The sequence below is a fragment of the Psychrobacter sp. 219-2-C genome (genome assembly GCF_049560815.1).
Lineage (GTDB): Bacteria > Pseudomonadota > Gammaproteobacteria > Pseudomonadales > Moraxellaceae > Psychrobacter > Psychrobacter faecalis.
Genome location: NZ_CP186933.1, coordinates 2,201,314 through 2,215,362, shown reverse-complemented (window position 1 = coordinate 2,215,362; position 14,049 = coordinate 2,201,314). Strand labels below are relative to the sequence as shown.

The 14,049-nt window shown below is 38.7% G+C and carries 10 protein-coding genes and 2 pseudogenes; 4 read left to right on the top strand and 8 right to left on the bottom strand.

Annotation, left to right across the window (positions count from 1 at the left end; all coding sequences use genetic code 11):
- Window positions 1-22: 22 nt before the first annotated feature.
- From ACPEGP_RS09055 to ACPEGP_RS09035, 5 genes are all read right to left on the bottom strand, one after another.
- A complete protein-coding gene (locus ACPEGP_RS09055; RefSeq protein WP_423813195.1) occupies window positions 23-466 on the bottom strand; it encodes an MgtC/SapB family protein in 444 nt (147 codons plus the stop codon).
- Window positions 467-522: 56 nt separating this feature from the next.
- Window positions 523-1,446, bottom strand: coding sequence for a DUF808 domain-containing protein (locus tag ACPEGP_RS09050; RefSeq protein WP_423813194.1), 924 nt, complete (start codon window positions 1,444-1,446; stop codon window positions 523-525).
- Window positions 1,447-1,505: 59 nt separating this feature from the next.
- On the bottom strand, window positions 1,506-2,030 hold the full coding sequence (locus ACPEGP_RS09045) for a TIGR00645 family protein (protein WP_011512374.1): 525 nt from the start codon (window positions 2,028-2,030) through the stop codon (window positions 1,506-1,508).
- A 163-nt stretch (window positions 2,031-2,193) separates the two neighbouring features.
- The gene (locus ACPEGP_RS09040) at window positions 2,194-3,261 is read right to left on the bottom strand and encodes a DUF475 domain-containing protein (protein WP_423813193.1); all 1,068 of its coding nucleotides are present in this window, start codon (window positions 3,259-3,261) and stop codon (window positions 2,194-2,196) included.
- A gap of 452 nt (window positions 3,262-3,713) precedes the next feature.
- Window positions 3,714-5,486 carry a potassium/proton antiporter gene (locus ACPEGP_RS09035; RefSeq protein ID WP_423813192.1) on the bottom strand — a complete coding sequence of 591 codons (1,773 nt, stop codon included), beginning with the start codon at window positions 5,484-5,486 and terminating at the stop codon, window positions 3,714-3,716.
- Window positions 5,487-5,658: 172 nt separating this feature from the next.
- Between ACPEGP_RS09035 and ACPEGP_RS09030 the strand changes: the two genes are divergently transcribed.
- A complete protein-coding gene (locus ACPEGP_RS09030; RefSeq protein WP_423813191.1) occupies window positions 5,659-6,018 on the top strand; it encodes a hypothetical protein in 360 nt (119 codons plus the stop codon).
- 391 nt (window positions 6,019-6,409) lie between these two features.
- Here ACPEGP_RS09030 and ACPEGP_RS09025 read toward each other — a convergent pair whose 3' ends face one another.
- Window positions 6,410-6,712, bottom strand: coding sequence for a helix-turn-helix domain-containing protein (locus tag ACPEGP_RS09025; RefSeq protein ID WP_423813190.1), 303 nt, complete (start codon window positions 6,710-6,712; stop codon window positions 6,410-6,412).
- 1 nt (window position 6,713) lies between these two features.
- Window positions 6,714-7,061: pseudogene (locus ACPEGP_RS09020) on the bottom strand (type II toxin-antitoxin system RelE/ParE family toxin).
- A gap of 341 nt (window positions 7,062-7,402) precedes the next feature.
- On the opposite strand from ACPEGP_RS09020, the gene ACPEGP_RS09015 reads away from it, so the two are divergent.
- The 3 genes and pseudogenes from ACPEGP_RS09015 to ACPEGP_RS09005 all read left to right on the top strand — a co-directional run bounded on the left by ACPEGP_RS09015 (window position 7,403) and on the right by ACPEGP_RS09005 (window position 10,218).
- Window positions 7,403-7,606, top strand: coding sequence for a hypothetical protein (locus ACPEGP_RS09015; protein ID WP_191690774.1), 204 nt, complete (start codon window positions 7,403-7,405; stop codon window positions 7,604-7,606).
- A 550-nt stretch (window positions 7,607-8,156) separates the two neighbouring features.
- Window positions 8,157-8,585, top strand: a complete 429-nt coding sequence (locus tag ACPEGP_RS09010) for a PaaI family thioesterase (protein WP_423813189.1) — start codon at window positions 8,157-8,159, stop codon at window positions 8,583-8,585.
- A 351-nt stretch (window positions 8,586-8,936) separates the two neighbouring features.
- Window positions 8,937-10,218: pseudogene (locus tag ACPEGP_RS09005) on the top strand (IS256 family transposase).
- 60 nt (window positions 10,219-10,278) lie between these two features.
- Here the strand turns inward: ACPEGP_RS09005 and ACPEGP_RS09000 are convergent.
- A complete protein-coding gene (locus ACPEGP_RS09000; RefSeq protein WP_423813188.1) occupies window positions 10,279-14,013 on the bottom strand; it encodes a hypothetical protein in 3,735 nt (1,244 codons plus the stop codon).
- Window positions 14,014-14,049: the final 36 nt, after the last annotated feature.

Sequence of the window (14,049 nt, the reverse complement as noted above, 5' to 3'; positions counted from 1 at the left end):
TACAAACCGTGACGAATAATAATTATTCAAGATTATCTTTCACTTTGAAAGGTTCCGAGAATTGTAGGATTAAGAAATTGACCACCGACAATATGATCGCAATCTCATAACGCCCATAAGCAACAGAGATGCCAATAGCAGCAGTATTCCATAGACTCGCAGCTGTCGCAGTGCCTCTTACCGTATTATCGCCTTTAAAAATCGCCCCGCCACCAATGAAACCCATACCTGTAATAATGGCGTACATGATTCTCGCTTCGGGTTCTGCTGCACCTCCATGATAGATATCGACAGCCACTAGCATGAAAGCACAGGATGCAATACTGACTAATGGGAAAGTTCTGAGTCCTGCACCCTTATCTTTCATCTCACGATTAAGCGCAATCGGTAGGGAAAGCACGAAAGCAATTGCTAATTGAATTAGGTGATACACCATTAATTTTAAGTTTAAATCAAATTCAAACATGGTTTATTGCACTCTTTAAAAGAAGGTTAAATGAACAAGGGTGATTATCGTTATTTTTAATGCGTCGAAGATGACTTATTACTGCGTAATTTACCAATCATGGTGACAATAGCCACGACAATAACACCGACGGCTAAGCCTACTAACGCATTTAATAGCATCGTTGTTATACTTTCAAATATGCCAGTTAGATGCGCTAAGTCTTCCACTTCATGATGCAAAAAACTGATCCCGTGCACTAAGATACCGCCGCCCACTAGAAACATTGCTAATGTCCCAGCAATGGATAAAAACTTCATCAGCTTTGGTGCCGCAGACAATAAAATCCCACCTATTTTCTGCTTTGCACCGTTCGTCTGTTTCATTAGGTAAAGACCTAAATCATCCATTTTAACGATACCCGCTACTAAGCCATAAACGCCTACTGTAATGCCAATAGCAATAATAGACAGCATCACGCTCTTCTCTAAAAGCGTCGCTCCAACTGCTGAGCCGAGTGCAATTACGATAATTTCAGCCGATAGAATAAAGTCGGTGCGCACCGCACCTTTGATTTTGTCCTTTTCAAAAGCAACCAGATCAACCGTCTCATCAGCATTGGCACGTAGACGGGCTATTTGTTCTTCATCGTGAGGTAAGATATGTGGCCAGAACTTATGAATGATTTTTTCAGCACCTTCATAAGCCAAATAGACACCTCCACACATGAGTAAGAAGGTAACTAAAGGGGGATAAATGGCACTAATCAGCAACGCTAATGGCACTAATATAAGCTTGTTAACGAATGAGCCTTTGGCGACGGCCCAAACTACTGGCAGCTCACGGTCGGCTTTAACGCCTGAAACTTGCTCAGCATTAAGGGCCAAATCATCACCCAATACTCCTGCCGTTTTTTTAACGGCAACCTTGGTCATGATTGACACATCGTCTAATATGACACTGATGTCATCAAGTAAGGTTAATAAACTGGCTCCTGCCATGTGTGCTCCTTTTCGTCTATTTATATAAATTAATTGATAGGTTTTTTATTAAAATCTTTCTAATGTTTTTTGGTATCACCGACAATCTTATCCATCAAAGCAAATAACAGGCCTGACAGTACAAACGTCATATGGATAATCACTTTCCACATCAATCTATCAGCATCACCTTCGCTCATCTCTTTAGGTATATCCATAAATGATTTAAGAAGATCAATCGCAGAAATGGCAACGATGGCACCAATCACTTTGAGTTTCAGCCCAGAGAAATTAATTTTCCCCATCCATTCAGGGCGGTCCTCATGATCTCCGGTATCAATTTTTGAGACAAAAATCTCATAACCACTAAATATGATGATAAGCAATAAACTTGCGACTAATGACATGTCGATAAGCGCCAACGTACCAACGATGACATCGGCTTCAGATGCACTGAACACATGAGTCGTCATATGCCACAGCTCTTGAAAAAACTTAATAAATAACAAAATGATACCGAGCACCAATCCTAAATAGAACGGGGCTAGCAGCCAACGACTATTAAATATGGTTTTTTCTAATCTTTGTTCAGCTTTCTTCAGCATTTGTGTCTCTTATTGTTGGAAGTATAAATGTTTAAATATAATGTCTATTATTAGGTAATAAAAAGCAATGCATATTAGAAAAAAGGTTATACCAATTGTTTGGTATAACCTGTTATTAACGATATTCTAAGATAATGATTTTTTGCTTTACATTGTTTACACTCTAAGCAGTGAGTTTTGCCTGTTGTTTACGGTGTTTCAGTGAAGCCAGCAGGGCCCAACCAATGAAGGCAATACCAATCAAACCTGTGATAAGCTCTGGCACATGGAATTTCACCGACAATAGCATAATAATGGCTAGAGCACCGATGGCATAATGCGCGCCATGCTCAAGATAGACAAACTCATCAAGCGTGCCTTTATCGACTAAGAAAATAGTCATCGAACGCACGAACATCGCACCGATTGCTAGACCGAGCATAATCACGATAACGTCATTGGTAATCGCAAAGGCGCCAATCACACCATCGAAACTGAATGACGCATCAAGGACTTCTAGATATAAAAAGCCGATGATTCCGCCTTTCATAATCGCACTGGTCGCTGCTGCACCTGAGCCAGCTTCAGCGTTTTCTAAGTCTTCTTCAAGGTCGCCTTCTAGCATACCCGAGACCACTTGTACGCCAAGGTATATTAAGATACCCCAAACGCCTGCAATCAATACCGCGGCGGATTGCTCAGGGTCAGCAAATGATACGGCAATCATCAACACGATAAGCGCGACAAACACGCTCATGGCATCTACTTTGCCAAGCTTTGCCAAACGGCTCTCTAACCAATCAAACCAGTGCACTTCTTTATCATCAAAGATAAAGTTTAAGAAGACGAGCAATAAGAAGATACCACCGAATGCGGAGATTTCAGCATGGTGCGCCATTAAACGGGCAGAGTATTCTTCTGGTTGATACAAAGCCAGTTTGATGACTTCTACCATAGCAAGCTCAGCAGTTACTGCGACAATGACAATAGGGAATACCAAGCGCATACCAAATACAGCAATCAAAATACCAACGGTTAAAAATATCTTTTTCCAAAATTCATCCCAGCCTTTCAGAACTGAGGCATTAACCACCGCATTATCGAATGATAATGAGATTTCCATGACGGCCAAAATAGCGGTAATAGATAAGGTTGCGATCAAACCGCCCATCCCGCCATGTGAATATCCCCACCATGCCGCGATCGCTAATGCAATGGCGGTAAAGATAAAGTCTAAATAAAAATGTCTCATGACACATCCTGTCTGGTTGCGTAACGCTAAGTGTATCTACTAAAAGTATGAGGCATAAAAAAAGTGGCTATCGTGAGCCACTTTCCTATGTGATTTTTAATAGAATATAAAGTATTTTTGAAAAATCTTCTATGTAGAATTGTCACTGTATTTTTTATGCTTTGGCGATTAAAAACACCTTATATTTTAATAATAATTCTAAGCATAAGATACTGATCAAATAGAATTATGCTGCGTAGTTTAGCTTCTGTATTAGCATTACTTAGAAAAATGCGAATTCCACTCACAAATAAAATTTTGCTATTTTGGGTATACCCTAGCGATACCAGTAAAACAAACCATAATTTGAGCTAATGAGTTACCTAGAATGGACAATGTTAGCAGGACTATTAATTGTCTTAAATGGTTGCCTTTTGGCTACTAGTCCATGTTATGTCTAATAATGATAGATACTATGCCACTGCTGGCTTTTCTAGTTGTTTTAGTCCAATCGTTTTCAGTCTTCCTTGGCCGTCAACTTCTTTAATGACTAATAACCACTCCTTATTAATCACAACCGTATCGCCTGCTACGGGTGCCATCTTTAAGCTATCCTTAATATATTCAGCAACCGTTTGTTCCCACATATTATTCGTGTTCAGGGTATCTTCTAGAGATTCGGATTTCATCCTATCGGTAAAGAAAGGCACATCTTTAAGTTTGACACTCGGCGATAGCATCCAATCGCCATAAAAATCATCGATGGCTCTGCGGTCTAACGTAGTGTCATTAAAAACAGTCGCAATCTGATCGGCATAATCGCCACTCATGGCATACCATACGCTATCGCCAAATTTGAGTTTAGTCTGTTCATTAATTGCCAAGATTTGCTGACCACGCACCAAGGCAAAAACATGGATTCCTTCAGGGCTGATACGCGTAGATATATCCTTCGGATGACGACCAATTGCAAACGCACCTAACTTTACTTCAAATTCATACAACGTAATACTTGCTCTATCTGACACCCACACTTCATGCTCTTCTTTTGGGCCCTTATTGTTAGGAATACGCACCTTAAACAGATTGGCCATAAAAGGAATGGTCGTCCCTTGTAACACCAACGATAAGACCACCACCCCAAAAGCGATATCAAACAGCATAAAGGCATTGTCTACCCCTGCAATCACTGGCAACATGGCAAGGGTAATGGGCACTGCACCACGTAAGCCGACCCAAGAGATAAAGCCGATCTCTCTATTTTTAAATTTAAACGGTAAAACACTGGTATAGACTGCAATAGGACGAGCCACTAAAATCATAAAGGCAGCAATGGCCACTGAATAAGGCCAAACTTCAAGAACGTTCGATGGCGTGACCAATAGGCCCAATACCACAAATAACACCGCTTGCGACAACCACGCAAAGCTGTCCATCACGCGCATGACATGCTCAGTTGAGCGTACCTTATGGTTGCCAATCATAATACCAGCGATAAAGACCGCGAGAAACCCACTACCGCCCAGTAAGTTAGTGGCAGAAAACACTGCTAAACCCGCCGACATTATTAAAATGGCATACATACCTTCTGCCAAATGTATCTTAGGTAATAATCGAGATAGGAAATAACCAAAGAACAAGCCCATTCCTAAACCAAAACTAAGCTGTTGTAATAGTAGGCCTAAGAAGCCTAGCGCTGTCTGTCCGGCAGGATCAACATTTAGAGCAATCAATCCAGTGACTAACAGAATCGCTAAAGGGTCGTTGGCGCCCGACTCTAATTCAAGCGTGGCTTGGACACGATCATTTAATTTAACACCGCCATTACGCAACAGTGAAAATACCGCTGCCGCATCGGTTGAACCCACGATTGCTGCCAGTAATAAGCCAAAGCGCCAATCGACATCCAGCAGCCATGTGACGAATACACCCAGTATCATGACTGTCGCAAGTACGCCCCAAGTAGCCAGTGTGATGGCTGGTTTTAAGCCAACTCGGAATGATTTAACAGAGGTGCGCAACCCGCCATCTAACAAAATACAGGCTAAGGCTGCTTGTCCGACAAAATTGGCTATCGCATATTGAGAAAATTCAATACCCAAGATACCTTCTTCACCAGCGAGCATCCCGACGACTAAAAACAATAGCAAAAGTGGAACACCCAAACGCGCCGATAACGTACTTGCCATGATACTGGCGAAAATTAATACTGCTCCTACGAGATACACGATATTTAAGGTATCCATGTTTCATTAAGCCCTATTTTATAATACTAAGCTGTTTTAACCAGAACGGGAGTAACATTTACCCATTGCTTTCAACGGTTAATTATTGTTTTAACATACTCCTTAAGAATAACTGAGGTATGCTTGTATTTTGGTAAATATCTTATTATATTTTCGCTAAATGAGTCATATTATGAAAAAAGAGACACTGACAGGACTGTCTATTATTACATTTGCAGCATTTTATATTTGGATTCAAAATGGCAGTAACCCATCTGATAAAAAAAGAAACACTGAACTCGAACAAGCTCAAAAAACAACAAAGATTGCATTGCTAACGAAGTGCCAGAAAGCAGTACAGCCCATGCTTAAAGGCTTTAAGTCTATGGACATTAAACGAAAAAACACAGACTACAGACGATTAAATAATGGTAACTTTGAAGTCATAACACATTACTACGCTGAAGATAGTTTGGATGCGGCTCCGCTCATTATCGTCGACTGCTTATTCGATAAAGATGGCAGTTTATTAGAAACAGCGCAGGTTAAATAACTTCCAGTATAGCTATGGAGCTGTAGTAGATAAGACTTTAAGTAACACACCTTTTTCTCAAACTTTTAAGCTGCTCATGCTGCTGGCCATTTGCTCAGCCAGTTTTTTAATGTCAGATTGAGTAGTCATTGCTTATTCTCCTGTTATTGAATTATAAGCAGTTGCACAATTTTTAGGAAAAGCTTTTCAATCTGGAATTAAATTACTGGTTCAGTTGGGGTATACCCGAGCGGAACCGGCTAACTCACCCTTCAAACCCATTGATAGACCATTTAAAATGAACTAAAGCAGTAAAACCAATTCAAGCGTACTATTATTAGCATATTTTTAATAAAAAAAAGCCAACCATAAGAGGGTGGCTTATTAGCGCTTGAATCACTTGAATTTATTATTACACATTAAAGCCAATGTGCTTCCCTGTTGGCAGCTCAACGTCGATACGAAGCTTACCACCCATAGCCTCAACATATTTTTTCATGGTCGATATTTTAAGATCATTGCCGCGATTTTCTATAGCAGACAATGAAGGCTGTTTAATACCCATGGTTTGAGCCAGTTCTTTTTGAGAGATCTCTAACTCTTCACGGATACGAAACAGCTGGTTTTCTAAAAGCAGTTGCTCTGCCAGTTGTTTAATACGCGCTTGGCTATACAAAGAGCGCTCAGCTAACATTTCTTGTAATGTCTTAGTCATATCATGAATCTCCTAAAGTTCTGAGGTGACATTCATACTGTTGGTCTGCAGTGTCTAGCATTTCTTTATAAAAACGCTTTTTATTACCCTTATCACCAATACAAAGCACAATAGCTTGCCGCTTTGGGTCAAAGGCAAAAAAGGCTCTGAGTGGCTTGCCTCTGTGCTGAACACGTAACTATTTCATGTTGGTAAACTTTGAATCATACACCGTATCTACTAAAGGGCGACCTAAGCTTGGGCCTTGTTGTTCTAAAACCATCAAAGCTGCCAGTACTTTTTCTTACGTTGATTCATCTTGCTGATCAAAGCATTGGTTGAACAGCTCTGTTGTGATGACAGTCCACATATAAAAACCAATATATAGATTACAGTCTATATAATATAACTAATCGAGATAGTCTGCAATTAGAACGAGCAGCTTTAGCGCGTCTTATTACTGGCTTACGACATTATGATCAGCTCTTAACAACCTATTCTTAGTTGTGATAGTATTTTCTATCGTATAACGATACTGGTTTTTAGTTATTTTCGGACAACTTAGAACCTGATATTCAAACCAAGATAGCAATACGCAAATGATGTTAAAATACAATCAGAGAAGTCTATAGACCACTAAAACACTTGGGAAACGACTAAGAGTTCAACGCCCTTACAACGCACTAATCACGATTTAAGGGAAAAATAACTTTGTATAAATCAGAGCAAGCAAGACAAGTAATTTATCATCAAGACCCTACTGTTAACACTGACTGGTTAGACGCGGTTACGATTGATACCGACAGCAAGAAAACAACCAAAGCAGAGAACGAGCAGCTGACAAAAGGATTTGTTAGGGAATTGATAGCAGGTAAAGTCATTGGCATTGAGTCGCTCGATGATTTAAATTTTTGATGGTCTGCTAAAAATCAGCACACCTTCATCATAATGACGAACCCTAAAAAGACATCAGTTAGGCGGAATAAAAACTGATTGTTGGTGCGGGTGTTGATATTGAGAAAAATACATAATAAGAAAGCCCGTAAAAACTGGACGTACAACCGACAGTTTGTGTTCTAGGATAGAAGTTAAGCTAGAGCATGTTTAAAAAAATCTAGCGGCAACCATCGCAGACAACATAAAAATTTAACCAGCAGTTTCAATTGCTCGTATGAGAAATCTATTATTATCCAATCCTGCGCCCTTAGTTTTTATAGTTAATCAGTCAATATACACACTAATCTTTCTCAAATGCTAGCTAATTGTCTTTTTTCAATTCTTACAGTGGGACTGAACCAGTGAAAGGACCTGATAAGCTATCATTAGCCTATACCTCTCAGCAAATCGTCAAGGACTTTAAAACTAGTGCTCTGAACTAAAACGGTTCTATAACTTTTTATCGTAGTAAGGTGGAAAGTTAGGATAGGATAGAGGTACCAATAACAGTTAGATTAAAGGAAGCCCTATGTCAGCAACCAAGGAAGAGATAGCTGAGTTCATGAAGTCTGAGTTCCCTCAAGCAAAGTACAAGATTGAGGCAGTAAATAGCAGTGGGTCAATTTTATCCCATGATATCAGTTTAGATGATTTGAGACCTGGAGGTACTGTATCGGGACCTGTAATGATGGGAATTGCTGATGTGGCTCTTTATGTGGCTATCTTAGGTAGAATTGGCATAGTACCATTAGCAGTAACCACGAGTCTAACTATCAACTTTTTACGTAAACCAACTGCAAAATCACTCATTATTGCTGAGTGCAAACTGCTAAAAGTTGGAAGAAGTCTAGTCGTAGGTGAGGTTTCTTTATACTCAGATGGATCTGACGAATTAGTTGCCCATGTTGTGGGAACCTACTCAGTACCACCAACCAAGAACAAGTATGAAAATATGTAAAAGATATCAAATTAAAGCCCTTTGCTCAAATCCTAGTGAAATAGATCAGGCGTCTTTACTGGTATAGTTCTCTAGTGAGGACTAGAATCTTTGGCTGTGGGCTAAGAAATAGTCCCAGTGTACTTACCATACAAATTTTATTTGTGATCGGTGCGCTACACAGACTGTAATACTCAGCATGAGTATTACAGTCTGTGTATGTGATAGCGTAGGTCAGCATTATAATATTAAGCTTATATAACTATAAAATAGATACTTCTAGCCAATACGCAGGGGTTTTCCCTCTAGAAGCTTGGAGAGTTTCCTAAAAACTGTGTAACTGCTTATAATCCACTAACCGGAGAATAAGCAATGACTAACCAATCTGACATCAAGAAACTGGCCGAGCAAATGGCTGGTAGCATGAAAAGCTTCGATGACATCAAAGACTTTCAAAAGCAGCTCATGCAATCCTTTATTGATACTGCCCTTGAAGCTGAGATGGAAGAGCATCTTGGCTACCCCAAGCATGAAAAAGCAGACAAGCCTAACAAGCGCAATGGGCACACTAAAAAGACAGTCCGCAGTGACACAGGCGATCTTGAGATCTCCACCCCAAGAGACCGTGATGGTGACTTTGAACCTGCCTTAGTGCGTAAGCATCAAACCCGTATTAGTGGCCTTGATGATAAAATCATATTTCACTACAGGCATAGCCTTACGTCTTGCGCTTCGGGCAAGTGTCTCCCAGACACTTGCTGATCCTCGCTCATACGCCAAGGGTCAAACCACCACCGAGATCGTAGAGAGCATTAAAGAGCTCTACGACGTTGATATATCAAGCTCTCTTGTCTCAAGAGTCACCGATAACATATTAGAGGACATCACAGCTTGGCAGAACCGGCCGCTGAGCAGTGTTTATCCTATTGTCTATCTAGACTGCATTGTCGTCAAAGTACGTCAAGATAAGCAGATTATCAACAAGGCAATCTATCTGGCGCTAGGCGTGGGACTCGACGGCAGAAAAGAGCTGCTTGGCATGTGGCTGTCAGAGAATGAAGGCGCTAAGTTCTGGCTAGGTGTTCTCACTGAACTACAAAACCGCGGGGTACAAGATATCCTCATTGCCTGTGTTGACGGTCTAAAGGGCTTCCCTGATGCCATTAACACCGTCTATCCAAAGGCACAGATTCAGCTGTGTATCGTACACATGGTGCGCTATTCAATGAAGTTTGTGCCGTGGACGGATAAAAAGGCCGTAGCGGCTGATTTAAAGGCCATCTACGGCGCTGATACGCTTGAGATAGCAGAGGCCAATCTTGAGCATTTCGACGAGGTGTGGGGTGATAAGTACCCGCACGTGGTTAAGTCTTGGCGTAATAACTGGGAGGGCTTAACGGTGTTCTTTGAGTATCCGAAAGATATCAGAAAAGCCATCTATACCACCAACGCTATAGAGTCTTTAAACAGCGTGATTCGGACAGCGGTGAATAAGCGTAAGGTGTTCCCGTCTGATCAAGCTGCATTTAAAGTGGTGTACTTAGCAACCCAGCAGGCGTCGTCAAGGTGGTCGATGCCGATTCGTAACTGGACGTCTGCTCTGAATCGTTTTATGATTATGTTTGATGACCGTATCAGTAAGCATTTAATCTAAATGGCAGTTACACAGAATCTGGGATGGGCTCGTAGAAGAAGTACAACGTATTGAAATTATCTAATAATCAAAACCTTCGTCTTTTTTTTCTTTTTTAGCCTCTTCTAATTCTTGAGCTTTGATAGCCTCTAACCATTCAGTGCGTTTAATTTCTAAATACGGGATATAGTTTTCTAAGTTACTATTAGTCAAATATTCTTTGAGTGAATCGAAGATATCAAGTTGATCTCGCATGCCACTAGAGTAACTACCTGTATAACTATATATTTCATAGACATTATGGGCTAACACTGCATCTATAACAGATTCAGGGCTGTTACTCTTATTAATGAAATAAACCATTAAGTTATTCCAATGGAATTTTCTAACTCCCATTTGATCTTCAATTCTTAATAAATTAGCTTGTTTAATCCAGAAATCTATCCTTACTTGCTCATCTTCACTTATCCAGTCAGTTACTGCGCTTTCTTCAGCGTAAAAAAGCAAATCTGAGCGACCCCACGATATAGAATTAAATATTAGATATCCATTCTCTACAAACCTTTTAATAAACAGCTTAGTATCAGTCTCTAATAAAGCTTTTAAAGCTACAAAGGTATTAGTTTCGTGAGCTAATGATAAATATTTTTCTGAGTCAAATAGATCAATAAATACGTCAAAAGATTTTTCTATACTTTTGCTGTTAGAGAGTAAAAGCTTAAGCATACTCTTTAATTCAAAGGTTTTGTGAGTATTGTAGATTGAAGGTAGACGTTCTAAAAAAGGTGAAATATAATTATCATTCAGATTGACCATGTAGGTTGATTCAAATTGAAAGGTTTGCTCAATAGCAGTTTCACAGCCATTCTGAATTAACGAATCAAAAACCTTTTCAAATTGCTCTAATGATATTTTTTTATTTTGCTTCTTTACAGAAATCCAAGCATAGTCATAAAAATCAACATCTAATTTTAAGTCTAACAATTCACACAGAAAGTCAAAGTCGTCATCTGTTTGGCTCAACTCGAAGGTCAACCAAGGTACGACTTGCTTAAACTCATCTGATTCTACTAGCTCTAAGATAGTTGACTTATAGTCGCTAAAGCAGTTGTTTTTCAATTCCTTTAACAAGCCTAGTAATAAGTAAGGACGCCTACTTATTGATAAGTCCGTAAATCCCTGTAAAACTTCATTTAAATTGCTGTTTTCTGCTATTTTTGGATAGATTACTGTGCCAGTATGCTCAAGACTTGGGTTGTCACTACTCAATAATAGTGCAATATAGGAGTATAAATCAGTACTGTTCATTAATTCTTTAGAAATATATTGAATAAATTCATTATAACTATCAAAGTTAGGAACTTTAAGGCTCAAGATTTTATCAGCTTGTCTTTGATATCTTGCTAAATCAAAACCACCTATCAGTATATAATGCTGAATTAACTGTTTTAATTCACCTAACTTAGGTTGAAGCGTAATAATTAAACTTTGCAAGTTTTGAAGAGTTTGAGGGTGTTTCTTCTGTAATTCTTCATAATCATATGCAATAAGCTCATTCAAGGCAATTGAGGCTTTAATAAACGGTTTCCTACTATGGAAATCTAGTATATATCTATCCATAAACCCACCTTGATAACAACTTCGAATGAGTGGTTTTAGCTGACCGGTAAAAATCTCTTTAGCTTCTTCATACCCCAAAATATCAAGTTGATTCAAAAGGTTTAACAAAAATTCAGTCCAATTCCAAATTTCACCATTGGTCTTGGGCTGATAACCGTAACCATATTTCTTTAGACCGTTATCCGAATTGGAGTATAAAATGCCACCCGAATTAAAATCCAATGCTGATTTTAATATGTTTAATAGGATCTCAAAATCTTTATTATCGAATAGCTGTTGTAATAGTGGTTTTTTCAAATCTAATGTAGCTGAGCTTTCAGACATATAAAGACTAAACATTGAGTCTAAAGTGCTTTGAATAGATGAGTTTTTTGGTTTATTTTTTGCTATAGCCAATATCAAATTAAAAGACTGGCTAAAGTTTTCATGGCTATAAGATAGGAGTTTAAGAAGGTATTCAATTTTAGAGATGTGAGGGTTTGTAGCAGTTAAAAAGAGATTATCTCGAGTATGACGTTCTTCTATTAACTCTAAGATAGCTCTAGGTTCAATATGGGATAGTAGTCGCAAGTAATTAATTTCTTCTTCAGAGATAGATCCATCGAGAAGCTTTTTACCTATGACTCCTTCTTTATCTAGTATTTTTTGAACAAAATTGCATACTACTTCATTGTCATGTAAGTAACTCAAACGTTTAATGAGTGACCGCTGTAATCGTGCTGGCATTTTAGTAAATATGTCATATAAATCTTCCTCATCAATCCATTGTAGTGCTTGTTTAGAAAGATGGTTTGCTAAGACATGAGGTAGTATGGCTCTAAAATTACCACGTTGTTGAACAACATCTTTTGCCTTTAATTGCTCAATGACTTGTTTTGCAGTTCTAGGTGATACTTCAGCGATATCAGATAGTATTTGTAGTTCTGAATCTGACTCTGATAAATCCTTAATATTAAATGAAAAAACCAGTGAGAAAGCTTGAGCAATCTTGTAGTTCTCTTCATTGATCTGGCCATTTTGATAAAACAAACGCTCAAATAATTGTTTATCATTTAATATAGCAATATTATCTACATTATTCACAGTCGACGCGATAGCAAGAGCTAGTCGATAATTACCACCTGTTAACTGCGCAATATCATGTGGGATAGGACTGTTGATTTCAGGGTAATGGCGTTCTATTACCTTTTGAACAAGAGTAGTGCTATTTGGCTCAAGTTTAAAAACTGACGTTTTTTCGGGTAAGTCATCAGAAATATCATATTCGATAGTCAGTAGAGAAATCTGACTATCGTCATTAGTGATAGATTTAGTTAATATTTCATGTTGGTCACGCCCACAGTTATCAACGATAACGATAAATTTCTTATTTTTCTGTTTAAGACCTTCTATAAAGTGTAGTGGAAGAGGGTATGGTGATTCACCATAATCACAATACCAAACCTCTCTAACGTCTAGTGGATTCTTACCTATACGGTCGTCAAATAGTGCTTGAGCTAATCTAGTTTTACCGACACCAGATAAGCCTGCAAGCCGAACAGAGTTTTTAGGCTGTTTTAACTCGTTACGTATAGCGTTTATGCCGTTGATTACGTGACTTGCATCTTCTCTTTTCTGATTAGGTAGTACTACCTTAATATCGTTATCAGTAAGATAGAGAGAGTCTACATTGGCTTGGGTGCTAGACCAATCCTTAAATCTATCCCAACCTTGATAATCATCATTCGTAAAAAAGTATCTGGCCAAGTCATTATTTTCTACACAGACAAATTCAGATTCAAAAAAGGAATGCTCATTCCAAATAACTTCAATACCTAATTCAGAGGCGCGATCTTCAATAGCTATAAGAGCTATAGATTTACCATCTTGACCATTACCTTGTCCCCATAACTTATTTGTATAAATCACTAGATGGGTTAGCTCGGGGTAATTTTCCTTAACTGTATCTAAGGTTTTAATTAACTCATCTTTTTTTGATGATAGAGATACATCATAGAATTTAGATTGAAACCCTATTACTGTGTCTTCTAATTCAAGTGGTTGTTTTTCAATACCTGATTGATTCTTGTATCCAAACCAGCCCTTATTCAAATTATGCTCTCGACAAAATAATAGGTAAGTAAACCATTCAAAAGTATCTTGAGGGTTAGCACTGAACTTTGCTTTAAATACATTCCAATCTGGTTGGATTATCATTTTGAGCCTTTAAGGAGTCGAGTAATAAAACGACAA